Here is a 17,125-nt window from a genome sequence, read left to right on the forward strand (position 1 = left end):
ATATTTATTGACAGAATAAAGAATGCACAATACAATCGCGAACCTTTAGAAAAGATCAATTTTGGAGTTTCGATATGAAACGTACATTCCAACCATCTGAATTAAAGCGCAAGCGTGTTCATGGTTTCCGTGCTCGTATGGCTACTAAGGCTGGTCGTCAAGTATTAGCTCGCCGTCGTGCAAAAGGCCGTCATAGTTTAACTGTTTAATTTTTTAGACAGTTGATAGACGACTTGGGTGTTATGTCTCTTTATAGTTTCAGTCCAGAGGTGAGAATCCACTGCGCTGCTGATTACAAAGATGTATTTGATGGTGCGCTTTTTAAAGTGCATCAACCCCATTTTATATTCTTAGCAAAAGTTACCGAACAGCCTAAAAGCCGTTTGGGTATTGTTGTTGCAAAGAAGAAAGTGCGCCGTGCGCATGAAAGAAATCGAATAAAACGTTTAACGCGTGAAAGTTTTCGCTTAAACCAGCAAAATATAGATTTATTGGATATTGTGGTGATGCCTAAAGTTGGTATAGAAGCAGTTCCAAATGCTGAGCTTTTTCAGCAATTACAATTTGCTTGGTTGAAATTGCAGCGCATCGTTAAAAAGCACCATAAAATAGCTCAATCTTCCCCTCAAAAATAGAGGATACCAATGATTCGTTTATTGCATTGGTTGATTCGTTTCTATCAAATTGCGATTAGTCCTCTCATTGGACCTCGTTGTCGTTATATTCCGACTTGTTCTCAATATTCGTTAGAAGCGATCCATACGCACGGCGCATTAAAAGGTAGCTGGTTAGCGACCAAACGCGTGTGTCGTTGTCATCCTTGGGGTGAGTATGGTTATGATCCTGTGCCAAAAAAAACAATTCGTTTTATTTCATTTCAGCAAATAGATTCTCAAACGCTTCATGTTCCTGTACCCTTGCGTGAACGTTTATTGAACCAAAATCACTCTAACCACTTGGGGTAATAGATATGCAACAATGGGCCAGGTTTGCAATCCTTGGGGCCATGTTAGTCACCGCATATTTGCTCATTTTGGCTTGGCAAAAAGACTATGGTCATGACAATACATCGAAGGCTGCGACACCGCAGGCTGTTGTAGCGCATGATGTGTCTGCCGATCTGCCAAAAGGTCAAGCAACTGCGGCCACTAGCGATGTTCCACAAGCAAATATAGCTGCTGCACAACAGAATACAGCTGCACCAGCCACAGCAAATCAACAATTGATTTCAGTACAAACTGACCTTTATCATCTTTGGATTAGTCCTAAAGGTGGTGATATTGTTCGTATTGAATTACTGAATCATGACAAGAGCAAAGACAGTGATCAGCCTTTTGTTATGCTTGAAAGTGATGCAAAACGTACCTATGTTGCGCAATCTGGGTTAATTGGATTGAATGGTCCGGACAGTAAGCCAGATCGTCCAAACTATGCGTTTGAAAAAACTGCTTATACTATTGCAGATGCCAAAGCAGCCAAAGACAAAGATGGAAAAACATCGCAAGTTTTAGCTGTACCAATGGTATTTAAAACAGCAGATGGCGTTGAAATCATCAAAACATTTACCTTTAAACAAGGTCAATATCCAATCGATGTGAGCTATCAGGTTGTCAACCGTAGTGCGCAAAATTGGCAAGGACAAATGTTTGGTCAAATTAAGCGTGATAACTCAGATGATCCAGGAAAAACCTCTCAAGGGATTTTTACACTTGGAACATATTTGGGTGGCGCTTGGGGTACACCTGATGAGCATTATAACAAGCTAAAATTTGCAAATTTTACTGATGAAAAACTCAACACTGAAGCAAAAGGCGGATGGGTTGCGATTGTTCAGCATTATTTTGTAAGTGCTTGGATGCCTGGTCATTTTGGCGGTCAAGAATACACAGCAAAATTGGAATCTCGTAAATCTGCAGATGGTATGAATATCATCGGATTTACTTCTCCAACCATCAATGTTCCAGCTGGAAAAGCAATGAGCATTGATGCAACGTTCTACTCAGGTCCAAAAATTCAATCTGAATTAAAAGACTTGGCTGTTGGTTTAAACCAAACTGTAGACTATGGTTGGTTATGGCCAATTGCAAAATTATTATTTGCTGGTTTACAGTTCTTCCATAATCTTGTAGGTAACTGGGGCTGGTCAATTATATTATTGACTGTATTGGTTAAGCTTATTCTTTGGCCTTTGTCGTCTAAGAGCTATCGCTCTATGGCGAAAATGCGTGTGATTGCACCTGAAATGCAACGCATGAAAGAAGAGTTTGGTGAAGACCGCATGCGTTTCTCACAAGAAATGATGGCGCTTTACAAACGTGAGCAAGTCAATCCACTTGCGGGTTGTTTACCATTGTTGTTGCAAATGCCAATCTTCTTAGCATTGTATTGGGTATTGATGGAATCTGTAGAGCTTCGTCATGCACCATGGATGCTTTGGATTCAAGATTTATCTGCAATGGATCCTTGGTTTATACTGCCGTTGATCATGGGTGTAACGATGTTTGTTCAACAAATGTTGAACCCACAACCTACTGATCCAATGCAAGCTAAAGTCTTCAAAATCATGCCGATCATGTTTACAGTATTTATGCTGTTCTTCCCTTCTGGCTTGGTTTTATACTGGATTGTGAACAACTCGATCACGATTCTGCAACAATGGTTTATCAACAAAAATGTTGCTAAAGCCAAAGTCGCAAGCGAAGTGGTTTAATCTTCATAGATTAAGCAATAGCTGAAAAAATCCGCTTAAGATGGTAATCTTAGGCGGATTTTTTTATTGTCAAAGTTTGAGTAATTTAGATGAGTAACCCTGTAAGCCAAACCACAATTGCAGCAATTGCGACTCCACCTGGACGTGGTGGTGTAGGTGTGATTCGTCTATCTGGTCCTAAGGCTTATGCGATTGCACAAGCTTTAACTCAAAAAGCGCTTCCCCAAGCGCGCTTTGCTGGCTTTCGTCAGTTTTTTGATGAAAAAGGTGAAGTGATGGATGAGGGGCTAGCAATTTGCTTTCCAAATCCAAACTCGTTTACGGGTGAAGATGTGGTGGAATTGCAGGGACATGGTGGTCCTGTAATTCAAAATGCACTTCTTGCACGATTGTTCGAGCTGGGTGCTATTGCCGCCAAAGCAGGCGAGTTTTCCATGCGAGCCTTTGAAAATGGCAAAATGGACTTGGTTCAAGCTGAAGCGATTGCAGATTTAATTGATGCAACTTCACAAGCCGCTGCGCGTTCTGCAGTACGTTCTTTGCAAGGTGCATTTTCCAATAAAGTGAATACTGTATTGGAAAAACTGATTCATTTACGTTTGCATGTTGAAGCGGCGATTGATTTTCCTGAAGAGGAAATCGACTTTTTGGCAGATGGAAAAATTCTTCATCTACTTGAAGATGTGCAGGCTTCAGTCTCTGCTGTACAACACTCTGCGCGTCAGGGGCAGTTATTACGTGAAGGTCTGCAAGTGGTGATTGCAGGTAAGCCCAATGCGGGTAAATCTTCGTTATTGAATGCCTTGGCGGGAAATGACCGTGCCATTGTTACGGATATTGCAGGAACGACGCGTGATGTACTGCATGAGAAAATTACTTTAAATGGCTTGCCTATCACACTGACCGATACTGCGGGCTTACGTGAAACAGGTGATGTGGTCGAAAAAGAAGGCATTCGCCGAGCAATCAAAGAAATTGAGCAAGCGGATTTATTACTTTTGGTTTATGACCTGAGCCAAGGCGAAAATCCTTTAGCATTGGCTCAGCGCTATTTTGAAGATCATTTAGAAACTAAACGTTTGATGTTGATTGGTAATAAGTGTGATTTAACTGCGCAATCACCTGAATTAAGTGATTTTCAAGGTTTTCGCCATATTAGCGTGTCGGCCAAACAGGAAATGGGCGTACAAGCGCTTATAGATGCGATTACAGCGCATGCTGGCTTCCATCCTGAAGAAGATACCTTTATTGCACGGACACGCCATTTAGACGCAATGAAGCGTACTCAGCACTATCTTGCAGAAGCACATGAGCAACTTGAGGTCTATCATGCGGGTGAACTGGTCGCTGAATCGTTACGTTTAGCACAGAATGCCTTAGCTGAGATCACAGGCGATTTTAGTGCAGATGATCTATTAGGGGTAATTTTTGGCTCGTTCTGTATTGGAAAATAATCCTTTACTCTAAAAGCTTAAAAGAGGATATAAGTCCGCTTTTTTTGATGAAAAGTTGTGCTTTTGTAAGCTGAATTTACATCAATCTTAGAATTGTTTACTGTAAGATCAATTACATATTCAACAAAGGCTTCTTTTCATGAAAAAAACTCCTTTATTGCTTGCGATTGCTGTTTTAGTGATGACGTCAAATGTTTGGGCGGGTAAAGATGATCATGTGATTATTCAAGAAGCTGCCAAAAACAAGATCACCATTGGACAAGCAATACGTGCCAATGATGAAACAGCTGTCACCTTGACGGGGACAATTGTTCGTCAAATAAAACATGAACATTATGAGCTAAAAGACAGCACAGGAACTATTGGGATCGAAGTGGATGATGATCTTATCGATTTAAAAAAATTAAAACCGGGTACCAAAGTTAAAGTTGTGGGGGAAGTCGATACTCACCGCTATAAACCCACTGATATAGAAGTGGTTAAAATTGAGATTATTCAATAATTGCTTTTAACCAATATCTAGGCGCTGTGCGCCTAGATATTTGATCAAGCTTTAATTTTTAAATGACTGATCAATAAATAAATACATAAGATACCGATTCCTGCACAAAAGCCTAAAACACCAACCATTAAACCAAAATGATCAGATAAAAAGCCTGCGCTAATGATCGGCACAATGGTGCCAAAATAGGCAATAAACAAATAAGTAGAAACCACAGCTGCCCGATTTTCAACATTGGTCATGTGGTGAATCAATGCAAAAGCACTCAGTAACGTTAAACCATGCCCCATTCCGACCAAAACCACACTCAAAAAGAATAAGAAACTCCAATGCATGGTCATACAGATCGATAAAATAATATAGCTGGAAATCAATAAGACTAAGCCTGTATTCAATGCTTTATGCATATCAAAAGACTTTGCTATAAATTGGACGATCGCAGAAACCATTAAGATACTGGCAATGGTTGCACCACTGACCAATGGTCCATGCCAAGGAATCACATCTCGAATAAAGGAAGGTGCTAATGAAGCAAATAAACTAAATGAGCCAAAAGCACAGAATGCGGTAAAACTGGCGATATAAAACAGTTTTTTAAATTGAGCTTCTGGCAGTTGTAAGTGGGGTGCAATAGAAAATGGCTGCCTTTCAAACCTCATGGTTTTAATCGTAAATAAACTCATCAAACTGATGATTGCTGCAACAATTACGGGTAAATAAGGTGTGACAAGTGGGCGATCAGAAAATTGTGCGATTGCGCCACCAATAAACGGGCCCAGTCCAAAGCCAATCACGGTAATAATTGAACTTAACTGTGCGGCATTCTGTTTATGTGAGTCAGGAATGGTATAAATTAAACCTAACATTGCGGAGGTGCTGATCAATCCAGAGGCAATACCAATGATAAAGCGCCCAAATCCAAGCAAATAGGTGGTTGATGCAAACACCGACAGTGTTAAGCCAACCACAGCAAACAATAGCCCGATTTGTAAGGTACGAATAAAACCAAAACTATTACTGCTACGTCCTAAAAATAATAATGTGGTTAAGCAACCAAACATATAGGCCACGAAAATATAGGTGATCTGGCTTGGGAGTAATTGCCAAAGTTGTTGATAAATTGGATATAAGGGGCTAGCAAGCGCTGTACCAATCGTACCAATACATAAGGCTAGGCTGATCATTAAAAATGAACGCCATGATTGTTGATTCATAAATATAGGACTTCAAATGCAAATGTTTTGCAGATAAAAATGCCAAACCTGTTCAATACAAAGTTCGGCATGGAAGGAATTGAGTATGGAAAGATTAAAACTTAATCAGTAAAGGGTCAATGGAAACTTGAACATTCAAGCATAGATGACTGTGAATTGAGTTATGAATAGCGTTTTAGCAGCTTTAAAAATTCTTGTAATTCAGCTTCATCTACGGCTTGAGTGTCTTTAATCACATGCTCAGTTAAATGCTGCTCAATCAATTCATTCATTAAACCATTCACGGCACCTTTAATTGCCGCAACTTGCTGTAAAACGCTGATACATGAGCTGCTTTGATCATTCAAAGCTTCTTCAATCGCATGAATTTGTCCTTTTAGTCGTTTCACACGATTGAGGACTTTTTTATCTTGATGTAAATGACTCATAAATTAATCCGCTATTTTATATACTCCCTTATAGTATATTTTAAATTGAAATTATATACTCAGGGAGAGTATATAGGATCATGCCTCATGCAATTCAAAACCATTCAGCGAAAGCATAGCCATCAATTTGATCAAGGTAATCCTTTAGCACAAAAGAAAATCTTATGGGCGACCATTTTGACTGGATTGATGATGATTTTTGAGATTGCGGGAGGCTGGATTTTTAATTCCATGGCCTTACTCGCAGATGGTTGGCATATGAGTTCGCATATGCTGGCATTAGGTTTGGCTTATGCTGCTTATCGAGCTGCTCGTTATTATGCGCAGGATTCTCGTTTTAGTTTTGGCACATGGAAAATTGAAATTCTTGCTGGCTATAGCAGTGCAATTCTATTGATGGTGGTGGCCTTATTTATGGCCTTCCAGTCGCTAGTGCGTTTATTCCATCCTGTACAGATTCATTATAATGAAGCGATTTTGATTGCTATTTTAGGCTTATTGGTCAATTTGGTTTGTGCATGGTTATTACACGATCATGCTGACCATCACCATCACCATCACCATCATTCACATACGCATAATGACCATCATGGACATGATTTAAATCAAAAAGCTGCGTTTTTACATGTGGTTGCAGATGCACTGACCTCTGTCTTGGCGATTATTGCTCTTTTTGCTGCAAAGTATTTGGGGTGGGACTTTTTGGATGCTGTATTGGGTATTGTTGGGGCAATTTTAGTCGGACGTTGGTTATATGGTTTAATCAAAGAAACGGCGCAAACATTATTAGATGCGGAAATGGATCATCCTGTAGTCGATGAAGTACGTGAAGTGATTGAGCATCTAAATGCTGAAGCAAAAATAACCGATATTCATGTATGGAAAGTCGCTAAAGCCAAATTTTCAGTGATTTTAGCGCTTGAATCCAATGATAAAAATTTAAATGCTGATCAGGTACGCCACGCTTTATCTATTCATAAACAATTGGTGCATATTTCTGTTGAAATCAACAAAACCGCGATGTTTAGCTGGGTTTCACGTGAAACCTGAGCAAGAATAAAGTACAGTTTTTTTAACAGTTCAAGGTACTGTGATCGGTAGAGAACAATTGCGAACAGAGATAAGGATCAATCACAGTTTTTAAACAAGTCAGCTGATGAATTATGCTTTAATGCATCTCAATATTTATTTTGATTTTATCGATTTATGTTAAAGCAATTTATCGCATTGAGCTTAAGTCTGGCTTTTTGTACAGCTGGTTTTGCCAGTGTTGAGACTGTGAAAGCAAAATTAGCACAGCAGTATCCCAATGTAAAAATTAATAACCTGCAAACAACAGAAATGCAGGGTTTATATAGTGGGACCTTGGATAGTCAAATTGTTTATGTCAATGAGGATGCTCAGCATTTATTTATTGGTTCAATGATTCGTTTGAAAGATCAGCATAATTTAACCAAAGATTTAGCAGTTAAAGGAAATACGATAGATTTTAAAGCATTACCTTTGAATGATGCTGTAAAAACAGTCAGGGGGAATGGTAAGCGTCAGCTTGCAATCTTTTCTGACCCAAATTGCCCATATTGCAAGACGCTTGAAGGGAATTTAGCCAAGCTCAATGATGTGACAATTTATACATTTATCTATTCCATCAAAGCACAATCGATTTTGCCATCTAAGCAAGTATGGTGTTCTGCAAATAAAGAATATGCATGGAAAAATTTGATTCAAAATGGGATCAAACCAACTGCACCAGCAAATTGTGCAACACCCATCGAGCGTAATTTGGAATTGGGTAAAAAATTAGGTTTGCATGGAACACCTGCAATTATTTTCTCAAATGGTTATAAGGTGATGGGTGCCTACCCTGCCGAAGAAATTGAGAAAATATGGAAAAATTTTGGATTATAAACAGCGCTTAGAAACTGATAGCGTAAAAAAGCACCCATCGAGGGTGCTTTTTATATTGAGGAGAAAATTTAAGTACGTTTGGCAATCATGTTATAGATAAAGAGTACCACTATTGCACCAATGACTGAGGCAATAAATCCAGCTGATGCACCTTTTGGATATAGGCCGAGTAATTGACCTCCATAGGTTGCAACCAATGAACCTACAATACCGAGTGCTGTTGTTACAATGAAGCCAGCTTTATCATCACCTGGGTGAATTGCACGTGCAATCAAACCTGCAATAAAACCAATCACAATTGCACTAATCAGTGACATCATAATCTTTCTCCTTTTTCTTTATTTTGTCGTGAGTTACTGCATCGAATTAGTTTAATAATCAAATATTCTCTAGTGAAGTAAAAGCGCTTATTTGCTACAAGTTGTTGCATTTTTGTTCACTACAACAGCTAAAAAAATAAAAAAAGCGACCGAAGTCGCTTAACTCATTTTAGTTAAAATGATGTGATGAGGTCTCAATTAAAGACCAATTTCTCCAATAAATGGAATGTGACGATATTTTTGATCATAGTCTAAGCCATAGCCCACAATGAATTTATCTTCAACTTCAAAGCCAAGAAATTTCACATCTAAGTCGATTTCACGGCGAGACGGTTTGCTGACTAAAGTACACAGCTCGATCGAGTTGGGGTGACGTGTACTTAAAATTTCCAATACTTTGCTTAAGGTATTGCCAGAGTCAATAATATCTTCTACGACTAAGATATCTTTACCGCGAATTTCGCCGTCTAAATCTTTGAGGATTCTGACATCACGAGAAGATGTTGTACTGCCACCATAGCTTGAAACGGTCATAAAATCGAGTTCATGAGTCTTACTGATTGCACGACATAAATCAGCCATAAAAATCACTGAACCACGCAATAAACCAATTAAGACAAGCTCTTTATCGCTATTGGCATAATGCGCATCAATTTTTTTACCAAGTTCCTGAACTTTTGCATGAATTTCTTCAGCAGAAATCATCACTTTCATTTCAATAGTCATGGGAAATACCTAAAAACCTAAACATCAAATTCTAAAATTAAAAAAGGTGTTGACTAGCAACACCCTAAAAGATGGCATAATTTTAAAACATATCAGATCAAGATGCATCTTTTTTGACATTTGAAAATGTAAATGCCCTAATTTAAGCCGAAATGATCAATGTGCATCACGTTTTAAAACGAACGCACAGATCACAAAAACTGTACCAATCAAAATCAGTTTTTTCTTTGATTTACGCGGTTTTTGTTTGGTTTTGCTCATAGGCTTTTTGTCCATAAATATAGGTGGCTTGAATATTGCGATCATCCCCCATGGTAAATAAGGCAAATAATGCATCGTCTATGTTTTTAGCACGTTCCTGACGCAGTTGTTGTAGCGCCGTTGCTTTTAAATCTAGCACAACAAAATCGGCTTCTTTACCGATATTGAAATTGCCCAATTGCGCATCCAAATGCAGCGCTTTCGCTCCACCAAGCGTTGCATGGTAAAGTGATTCCATTGCCGAAAGTTTATCACCTTGGAGTTGTTGCACTTTGTAGGCTTCATTGAGGGTTTGTAATTGGCAAAAGGCTGTTCCTGCACCAATATCAGTTCCTAAGCCGACTTTGACCTGTTTTTCCCAAGATTTTTTTAATGGGAATAAACCACTTCCCAAAAATAAGTTTGATGTCGGGCAAAATGCAATCGCTGAATCAGTTGCATGCATGCAATCCCACTCATGCTCTTCTAAATGAACACAATGTGCAAAAACAGAACGCTCTCCTGTTAAACCATAGTGGTGATAGACATCCAGATAACCTTTCTGCTCTGGGAATAAGTCTTTGACCCATGCAATTTCATTTTTATTTTCACTAAGATGGGTATGCACATATACCGTTGGATACTCTGCTTTTAACTGCCCTGCTTTTGCCAATTGCGCAGGTGTAGAGGTTGGAGCAAAACGCGGAGTAATGGCATATAGGTTACGACCTTTACCATGCCATTTTTCAATCAGTGCTTTAGAGTCAATATATGCGCTTTCAGCAGTATCTGTCAGTGCTTCAGGTGCATGACGGTCCATCATGACTTTACCTGCGATTAAACGCATCTGATGCTGTTCTGCCGCTTCAAATAAGGCATCGACTGATTGGGGATGTACCGTACAAAAAACCAGTGCTGTCGTGGTGCCATTTTTAAGTAATTCTTGGACAAAAAACTGTGCGATTTTGTCGGCATAGGTTTTATCTGCAAACTGAATTTCTGTTGGAAAAGTATAGGTATTTAACCATTCTAAAAGTTGTTCACCATATGCACCCACCATTTCTGTTTGTGGAAAATGAATATGGGTGTCAATAAAACCAGGCACAATCAGTTGTTCTGGGTAGTGATCAATTTGAATATCATCTGTCAGGTGAGACTGTGCATCTTCCCAAGGGCCAAACCATGTGATTTTGCCTTGCTCTGTGATCAGTAAACCATCTTCGATATAACGAACTTGATCTAATATTTGAGCTGCTTGAGAAACGGTATTTTTAATATCAAGAAAACGCCCACGAACCGCTGTTTTCTGTACAACACAAGACATGTAGAACCTGCAATTTATCCTTTTTTCGATTGATTGTACCTGAAATTTGTATCAGATGCTGTATGCAGTTTTGCACGAAAGCATACTAAAAAATTGAATAACGTTATTTTTTATTGTTTTAGCACAGTGACGTTTTTATCGAAATATAACTAAAATTAGTGGCTAAAGGCATATTCTATATTGTGAGTTTATCTTGATAGCAACAATCACTACAGTCTTGGAAAATGGTGAAATAAGACAACAATGGATCATACCCGACAGTTAAAACAGATCATCTATTCATGTCCTGAATTGATGCTTCGGTTACAGTATTTGCGAGATATTCATGCACATGCATACTTGAGTGCAGGTGTAATTCGTAACTTGGTATGGTCTATTTTACATCATCAGAGTTATGGATTTGATCAGATTGAAATCGATGTCATTTTCTATGATTTAAATGATCAACAAGGCCTTAAAGAACAACATTTGACTGAATTGTTAAAGCAAAAATTTCCTAATAATGAATGGGATGTGGTCAATCAAGCCTATGTGCATTTGTGGTATAAAACAGATGATGCAAACTCTATCCCTCAATACCAATCCTTATTCGATGCTTTATCCGTATGGGTTGAAACGGCAACCGCAATTGCAGTACGTTTACTTGAAAATGATGATATCGAAATTATTGCGCCGTTTGGGCTAAATGATTTGTTTGAATTAAAATTGAGATGGAATAAACGTTTGGTCAGTTATCCAGTTTTTTTAGCACGGATTCAGGCTAAACAGTTTTTAACCAGATGGGAAAAGCTGCTTGTTGTGGATGATTAGGGGATCAGATTTAAATTAATCAAACCATAGTGAAGATCATACTCCAAGACAACAGATGACCATGGGGTGTCTAAAATTGAAATCTTCGTTTGATGTTGTATTTGGAGATTGAGTTGATGTTTATTTTTCAGTTTCTTAACAATATCAGAATCCAATAAATGACCATCATGTGTCGCTAAAATAATTGAAAATGCTAAACCTCGCCTATACTGATGGATAAAGATTTCATTTCCATAATGTCCAAATAATGTAAATCCTAAAGTTATTTTCCACTCTGTTTTTTGTTGATCAAATTGTGCATGAAATTCACCTTGCTGCACCATTACTAGACCAATGACTTTGCCGTCTATACAGACACGTTTTGTTTTAAAATTGATGGTTAAACATGCATTGCTCATTTTGGTCCTTTTAATCTGATTTAAATCGTTGAGTATTATTGGTCATAAAAAAGCCTTCCAATTGGAAGGCTTTATCTAGTGTTTACAAGGTTGTTTCATGGTGCTTTTTGCTATGGCGAATAGAGAGCCAAGCGGTAATTGCCAAGACAATCACAATGAAACCTAACGAAATCCAAATCGGCATATGGAAGACATCCAGCATTAACATTTTAAAGCCAATGAAGACTAAGATGATGCCTAGGCCATAAGGCAAATAATGCATCTTAGACGCGGCACCCGACAACAAGAAGAACATTGCACGTAGACCTAAGATCGCCATTAAATTTGCAGTTAAGACAATAAATGGGTCACTGGTCACCGCAAAAATCGCTGGAATAGAATCGACCGCGAAGATCACATCGGAAGCTTCAACTAAAATTAAGACTAGGAATAACGGGGTTGCCCACAACACGCCATTTTGACGAACAAAGAATTGAGCACCTTCTAATTTTGGGGTGATTCGCATGTGTTTACGCAACCACTTTAGAATAGCCATATCTTCGATATTGGTTTCTTCTTCATCCTGTCCTTTAAGGAATTTGTAGCCTGTATAAACCAAGAAAGCACCAAAGAGATAAAGCACCCAAGAGAATTCTTGAACGAACCATGCGCCAATAAAAATAAAGATGGTACGTAAAATAATTGCACCTAATACACCATAGAGCAGAATTTTACGTTGTAAGCCTTGTGGAATCGCAAATGCAGCAAAGATCATCAACCAGACAAAGACATTGTCGATCGCTAATGATTTTTCAAGTAGATAACCTGCAAAGTATTCCATGACTTTGCTATTGGCAATTGAAACACCCGCGGTTTGTTGTAGATACAGCCATAAACCACCACCAAATAACGCTGCAACACTGACCCATGCAATGCTCCAGTAGGCAGCAGTTTTAATTTTGACTTCTTGCCCTTCTTTTTGTTTAAAGCCTAAAAAGTCGATCAGTAGCATGACAATAACAATAGCGAAGAACGCTAGATACAGCCATGGATTGCCAATAGTTTCCATAAAACTCTCCGAATCTGGCAATCAGGCATAAAAAAACCTTGACCTGTTGCCAGATGATTAAACATCTGTGTCAACATGATCAAGGTCTTGCCTACATTTGAGTTATGTACATCAATCTCAAATGCTCAGATACCGGCTTTTTTCAAAGCGTAATGACGATATTCTGATAAAGGAGGCTACTCCCCTTGTTCAATATACTGTGTAAGAAATCTTTCATTTCTTAATATCTAGTGAGAATCGCATATTTATTAAAAATGTGCAAATTTTGAATGTATTTTTATGTAGTTTATTTTATGTACAAAATTCAGCGCTGGTTTTTAGTGCAACAAAAGCTTGATTGAGCGTTGAATTATGATGCTGAATAATACGGTCAGCATTGAGAACCTTTGAATCTATTGTGCTGTGCGCATCTGAAATTAATGTCACTTTATAATTTAAGTCTTTTGCTGCACGGCTTGTGCTATCGATACAAAATTCAGTTTTTAAACCACAGATGATCACTTCTTCAACATTTAAAGATTCTAGTTGTTGTGATAAATCTGTTTGGAAAAAGCAATTTGGCCGTGTTTTTTCTAAGATGTAATCTGTATTGGGATCAATATTTAATTCAGCAATGAGTTGAGTCATTGGACTATTTGGTGCGAGTCCTGTGCCAGCTAAACCAACATGACGTATCGCAAAAATCGGAATGTGTTTAACACGCGCATATTCAATGAGCTGATTGACGTTTTTCAACAATTGATCAGCTTGAAATGGAGGATGCTGTGCATGAAATAGGCCATTTTGTAGATCAATAACGAGTAAGGCTTGTTTATTGTGATACTCAGACATGAGTTTCTCCGTAAATATTGACCAAATCACGGAGCAAAAAATAACCCCGCTCATTGGCAGGGTTGGTTTCTACATTTTATTTTAATGTATACGTCCACACTGCCGATGCAGTGTGGTGGTTAATAATTTAAATAAAATGATTGGTTGCATTGCAGTTATTGCCTATATCGGACTTTACGTCCGCACTGGGTTAATTGTGTCGACGGCGCAGTTCAGCTTGTGCCCACGCAATTGACTGCTTCATGTCTTGTCGTAGTGCTGTGATCTCAGATTGGGTCAAGACTCGAGGCTTTTCTGAAGTATTCGGTTTTTCCTTGGGTGAGGTGGTCAATGCCATCGAATTGCTCCTTAATACTTACATACACCTTTACTGTTCGCACGATGTCTTTTTTGACCTTAAAGCAAAGCCAAGTTAACTTTTATCAAATTAAAGTTTTTAACTCAGCATGTCACTTTAAAACTTGTAAAAAGATATTTAGGGTCTGTTGGCATTTCATAAATGGCTTGCGTTGTAGGTTAAAATTGAGCAGGCAAGGCATTAAACGAAGAGAATAGTGGGTCTATTTTCGAGTTTCATAACGAAGGCTGAGATAATTTTAACCACAACCCTTCGGGACTAGTGTTTTTTTTGCCGCTACGTGTTACCTTGCGAAACGATGTTTCTCATTATTTAGAATGACTAAATTTCGTATTTCGCGCCTAGTATCGCCTAAAAAACACGCGTAGTCGCAAACGTAGACGAATTGTCAACAGACCCTATTTTTTTGAATAAAATCTTTACGTTGTACAAGCACTAAAGCTAACAGGGTCCCAAGAACAGCGATTATACCGCCAACGATGCCGATATGATTGAGCCCATAACTGGTGGTCACTAGGCCACCAAGCAAAGCGCCGCCACCAATACCCACATTATAGAGCCCTGAATAAATCGCCATTGCGACATCAGTGGCATCAGAAGCTAAAGCTAAGGTTTTGGCTTGTTGAGCTAAGCTAAAGCAAATAATCGCCATGCCCCAAAATAAACTCAGTAGACTAAAACTGGTAAAATCAGTACTCAGTGAAGTCAACAATAACATCGAAACAGCCAATATCGCACTACTTAACGGTATCGGAAATTTTGGATATTTTTTGGCAAATTTACCGAATAAATAAGAGCCAAAGAAACCCGCTGCGCCATAGATCAATAATAAGGTTGTGGTCTGTGTCGAGCTAAAATGCGCAACATTCAAAGCAAAAGGTTCGATATAACTGTATGCGGTAAATTGCGCGGTAATCACAATAATGGTTAGAGCAAAAACAATCATCAGGCTTGGGCGTTTTAAAAATACCTTTAAACTACTCAGAGAGCCTGAATTGACGCTCGGTAAGCGTGGCAATGTTTTGGCTAAGATGACGCAAACTATAGCCGCACCAATTGCAATTAAAGCGAAAGTATTACGCCAACCATAAGATTCACCAATCATTCGTCCAAATGGAATACCTAAAACCATCGCCAATGCTGTACCTGTGGCCAATAGCCCCAAAGCTTGAAATTCTTTACCTTTGGGTGCGACTCGCACTGCCAGTGATGCAGTGATTGACCAAAATAAAGCATGAGAAAATGCGATACCAATTCGACTGATCAAGAGTACATCGAAACTCCATGCAAAATAAGATAATGCATGACTGGCCACAAAAACCATAAATAGAATGATCAGTAAAAAGCGCCGTTCAATATTTTTGGTCAATAACATGATCGGCAATGAAATGGGTGCAACAACCCATGCATATAGAGTAATCATGATACCAACATCAGTTGCAGGCATCGCAAAGCTTTTTCCAATGTCACTCAGCAAAGCAACAGGAACGAATTCTGTGGTATTGAAAATAAATGCTGCGAAAGCAAGGCTAATCACACTGATCCATTGCTGGGATTCACTGGGGGCAGATTGTGGTGCTGGAGTTTGGGGAGATAAGGCAGACATGGTCAATATTAAAAGAGGTTAGCACTAAATTTTAGGCTGAATTGTGGATAAAGTTAAGCTAAGTTTGTTGTATCAAAAATAAAACTGTCAGACAAAATTTAACAATAATTCAAATATAGTTATGGCATTTTGAATAGGCCTATAAATTTAAACGTATATAAGAGTAAATAAAATGTTAGAAATCAGACATAAAGATGATGGTAAAAAAGGTGAATTTTATATTGGTGAAGAAGGTCACCATTTGGCTGAAATGGCATACACATGGGCGGGTGAAAATATGTTGATTATTGACCATACAGTTGTAGAAGATGAATTGCGTGGTCAAAGTGTAGGTCGGAAATTATTAGATCAAGTTGTAGAGATGGCTCGCTCAAAGAATGTGAAAATTATTCCACTCTGCCCTTTTTCAAAATCAGTGTTTGATAAAGATCAATCGATTCATGATGTTTTGAAATCTTAAGTTTGCTTTGCTACAGTGGAATTGTGTTATAGAAAATCCATGAGAAAGAATATATGCAATTCCAACATGTAGATAATCGACAAAAAGGTGAATTTTACTTCGATAATGAGCAAGGTAAGCGAATTGCTGAGATCAGTTATTTATGGCATGGTGAGCATCAGATCATTGCGAACCATACTTGGGTAGATGACTCCTTGCGTGGTCATGGAATTGCGCGTCAGTTGTTGGATACTTTGGTTGAATTTGCGCGTGAAAAGCAGCTTAAAATTGTACCAACTTGTTCCTATGTCGAAGTCATGTTTAGACGTGATAAAAGTTTTGTTGATGTGAAAGCTTAGCTTTATTATTGTGTGCCCAATGTTCATTGGGCCATTCAGATTCGGTTAGAAGATTAAACATGTTTAAAAAAATGATAATCACTGGATTGTTATTGAGCAGTTCATCGTTCAGTTTAGCAATGAGTTGTTTTGAATTAAATTTGCAAACCTATAAAAAAGAGCAAGAAATACAGCCCAGTTGGGAGTTGTTAGGCAAATCTAAACATCGTATTTATTTTTATTCAGCACCCAAAAACATCTGTAAGATGAATGATACTTTTGTGCTTCAAAATGATAATGTCACGGCTTATTCAATCTATAAAGACAAGAAAAAACAAGACTGGGTTTATGTGATATTTAATGATCCAAATCAAAATATAGAAGATGATCTGATTGAAGGTTGGGTCAAGCTTAAGGATTTTAAATTTATTGAAAGAACACCCTCCGTAAATCAATAAAAAAAACCCACAA

The 17,125-nt window shown here is 38.3% G+C and carries 22 protein-coding genes; 12 read left to right on the forward strand and 10 right to left on the reverse strand.

Annotation, left to right across the window (positions count from 1 at the left end; genetic code table 11):
* The first annotated feature begins 74 nt into the window (after positions 1 to 74).
* From rpmH to GJV03_RS15370, 6 genes are all read left to right on the forward strand, one after another.
* Positions 75 to 209 (forward strand): 50S ribosomal protein L34, encoded by a 135-nt coding sequence (rpmH, locus tag GJV03_RS15345; RefSeq protein WP_000831329.1) that lies wholly within the window; start codon positions 75 to 77, stop codon positions 207 to 209.
* 33 nt (positions 210 to 242) lie between these two features.
* Complete coding sequence (rnpA, locus tag GJV03_RS15350) at positions 243 to 635, forward strand: ribonuclease P protein component (RefSeq protein WP_004718937.1); 393 nt, start codon at positions 243 to 245, stop codon at positions 633 to 635.
* A 9-nt stretch (positions 636 to 644) separates the two neighbouring features.
* A complete protein-coding gene (gene yidD, locus GJV03_RS15355; protein ID WP_154130474.1) occupies positions 645 to 965 on the forward strand; it encodes a membrane protein insertion efficiency factor YidD in 321 nt (106 codons plus the stop codon).
* Positions 966 to 970: 5 nt separating this feature from the next.
* Positions 971 to 2,710, forward strand: a complete 1,740-nt coding sequence (gene yidC / locus GJV03_RS15360; RefSeq protein WP_004718941.1) for a membrane protein insertase YidC — start codon at positions 971 to 973, stop codon at positions 2,708 to 2,710.
* Positions 2,711 to 2,799: 89 nt separating this feature from the next.
* Positions 2,800 to 4,164 carry a tRNA uridine-5-carboxymethylaminomethyl(34) synthesis GTPase MnmE gene (mnmE, locus tag GJV03_RS15365; protein WP_034613331.1) on the forward strand — a complete coding sequence of 455 codons (1,365 nt, stop codon included), beginning with the start codon at positions 2,800 to 2,802 and terminating at the stop codon, positions 4,162 to 4,164.
* 139 nt (positions 4,165 to 4,303) lie between these two features.
* Entirely contained in the window at positions 4,304 to 4,666 is a 363-nt protein-coding gene (locus GJV03_RS15370) for a NirD/YgiW/YdeI family stress tolerance protein (protein WP_004818181.1), read from the forward strand.
* A 44-nt stretch (positions 4,667 to 4,710) separates the two neighbouring features.
* Here GJV03_RS15370 and GJV03_RS15375 read toward each other — a convergent pair whose 3' ends face one another.
* On the reverse strand, positions 4,711 to 5,880 hold the full coding sequence (locus GJV03_RS15375) for an MFS transporter (protein ID WP_154130475.1): 1,170 nt from the start codon (positions 5,878 to 5,880) through the stop codon (positions 4,711 to 4,713).
* 161 nt (positions 5,881 to 6,041) lie between these two features.
* Complete coding sequence (locus GJV03_RS15380; RefSeq protein WP_004818177.1) at positions 6,042 to 6,308, reverse strand: metal/formaldehyde-sensitive transcriptional repressor; 267 nt, start codon at positions 6,306 to 6,308, stop codon at positions 6,042 to 6,044.
* An 87-nt stretch (positions 6,309 to 6,395) separates the two neighbouring features.
* On the opposite strand from GJV03_RS15380, the gene dmeF reads away from it, so the two are divergent.
* Positions 6,396 to 7,358 (forward strand): CDF family Co(II)/Ni(II) efflux transporter DmeF, encoded by a 963-nt coding sequence (gene dmeF / locus GJV03_RS15385; RefSeq protein WP_154130476.1) that lies wholly within the window; start codon positions 6,396 to 6,398, stop codon positions 7,356 to 7,358.
* Between the two features lie 156 nt (positions 7,359 to 7,514).
* Positions 7,515 to 8,216, forward strand: a complete 702-nt coding sequence (locus GJV03_RS15390; RefSeq protein WP_154130477.1) for a DsbC family protein — start codon at positions 7,515 to 7,517, stop codon at positions 8,214 to 8,216.
* A 68-nt stretch (positions 8,217 to 8,284) separates the two neighbouring features.
* Here the strand turns inward: GJV03_RS15390 and GJV03_RS15395 are convergent, their stop codons facing one another.
* From GJV03_RS15395 to guaD, 3 genes are all read right to left on the reverse strand, one after another.
* Complete coding sequence (locus GJV03_RS15395; protein WP_004718955.1) at positions 8,285 to 8,536, reverse strand: GlsB/YeaQ/YmgE family stress response membrane protein; 252 nt, start codon at positions 8,534 to 8,536, stop codon at positions 8,285 to 8,287.
* Between the two features lie 198 nt (positions 8,537 to 8,734).
* Positions 8,735 to 9,262, reverse strand: a complete 528-nt coding sequence (hpt, locus tag GJV03_RS15400) for a hypoxanthine phosphoribosyltransferase (protein ID WP_004718958.1) — start codon at positions 9,260 to 9,262, stop codon at positions 8,735 to 8,737.
* A gap of 232 nt (positions 9,263 to 9,494) precedes the next feature.
* Positions 9,495 to 10,826, reverse strand: a complete 1,332-nt coding sequence (guaD, locus tag GJV03_RS15405) for a guanine deaminase (RefSeq protein ID WP_154130478.1) — start codon at positions 10,824 to 10,826, stop codon at positions 9,495 to 9,497.
* A 243-nt stretch (positions 10,827 to 11,069) separates the two neighbouring features.
* On the opposite strand from guaD, the gene GJV03_RS15410 reads away from it, so the two are divergent.
* Positions 11,070 to 11,636: a nucleotidyltransferase family protein gene (locus GJV03_RS15410; RefSeq protein WP_154130479.1), complete on the forward strand. Its 567-nt coding sequence runs from the start codon at positions 11,070 to 11,072 to the stop codon at positions 11,634 to 11,636.
* Here GJV03_RS15410 and GJV03_RS15415 read toward each other — a convergent pair.
* The 5 genes from GJV03_RS15415 to GJV03_RS15430 form a co-directional block, all read right to left on the reverse strand.
* Positions 11,633 to 12,034 carry a hypothetical protein gene (locus tag GJV03_RS15415; protein WP_154130480.1) on the reverse strand — a complete coding sequence of 134 codons (402 nt, stop codon included), beginning with the start codon at positions 12,032 to 12,034 and terminating at the stop codon, positions 11,633 to 11,635. The two genes, GJV03_RS15410 and GJV03_RS15415, sit on opposite strands and share 4 nt — an antisense overlap.
* Before the next feature lie 82 nt (positions 12,035 to 12,116).
* Complete coding sequence (locus GJV03_RS15420; RefSeq protein WP_004718969.1) at positions 12,117 to 13,082, reverse strand: TerC family protein; 966 nt, start codon at positions 13,080 to 13,082, stop codon at positions 12,117 to 12,119.
* Between the two features lie 291 nt (positions 13,083 to 13,373).
* Positions 13,374 to 13,913 carry a cysteine hydrolase family protein gene (locus GJV03_RS15425; RefSeq protein WP_004718970.1) on the reverse strand — a complete coding sequence of 180 codons (540 nt, stop codon included), beginning with the start codon at positions 13,911 to 13,913 and terminating at the stop codon, positions 13,374 to 13,376.
* A 190-nt stretch (positions 13,914 to 14,103) separates the two neighbouring features.
* Positions 14,104 to 14,250: a hypothetical protein gene (locus GJV03_RS21515; protein WP_171501865.1), complete on the reverse strand. Its 147-nt coding sequence runs from the start codon at positions 14,248 to 14,250 to the stop codon at positions 14,104 to 14,106.
* A 409-nt stretch (positions 14,251 to 14,659) separates the two neighbouring features.
* Entirely contained in the window at positions 14,660 to 15,877 is a 1,218-nt protein-coding gene (locus GJV03_RS15430) for a sugar transporter (RefSeq protein WP_154130481.1), read from the reverse strand.
* A gap of 172 nt (positions 15,878 to 16,049) precedes the next feature.
* Between GJV03_RS15430 and GJV03_RS15435 the strand changes: the two genes are divergently transcribed.
* From GJV03_RS15435 to GJV03_RS15445, 3 genes are read left to right on the forward strand one after another with little or no spacing between them, the layout of a single operon-like run.
* The gene (locus tag GJV03_RS15435; RefSeq protein WP_004718974.1) at positions 16,050 to 16,337 is read left to right on the forward strand and encodes a GNAT family N-acetyltransferase; all 288 of its coding nucleotides are present in this window, start codon (positions 16,050 to 16,052) and stop codon (positions 16,335 to 16,337) included.
* A gap of 53 nt (positions 16,338 to 16,390) precedes the next feature.
* Positions 16,391 to 16,675 (forward strand): GNAT family N-acetyltransferase, encoded by a 285-nt coding sequence (locus GJV03_RS15440; protein ID WP_154130482.1) that lies wholly within the window; start codon positions 16,391 to 16,393, stop codon positions 16,673 to 16,675.
* A gap of 59 nt (positions 16,676 to 16,734) precedes the next feature.
* Positions 16,735 to 17,112: a hypothetical protein gene (locus GJV03_RS15445; protein WP_154130483.1), complete on the forward strand. Its 378-nt coding sequence runs from the start codon at positions 16,735 to 16,737 to the stop codon at positions 17,110 to 17,112.
* The last annotated feature ends 13 nt before the right edge of the window (positions 17,113 to 17,125 follow it).

The organism is Acinetobacter sp. RIT698, assembly GCF_009668065.1.
In the GTDB taxonomy this organism is placed as follows: domain Bacteria; phylum Pseudomonadota; class Gammaproteobacteria; order Pseudomonadales; family Moraxellaceae; genus Acinetobacter; species Acinetobacter guillouiae.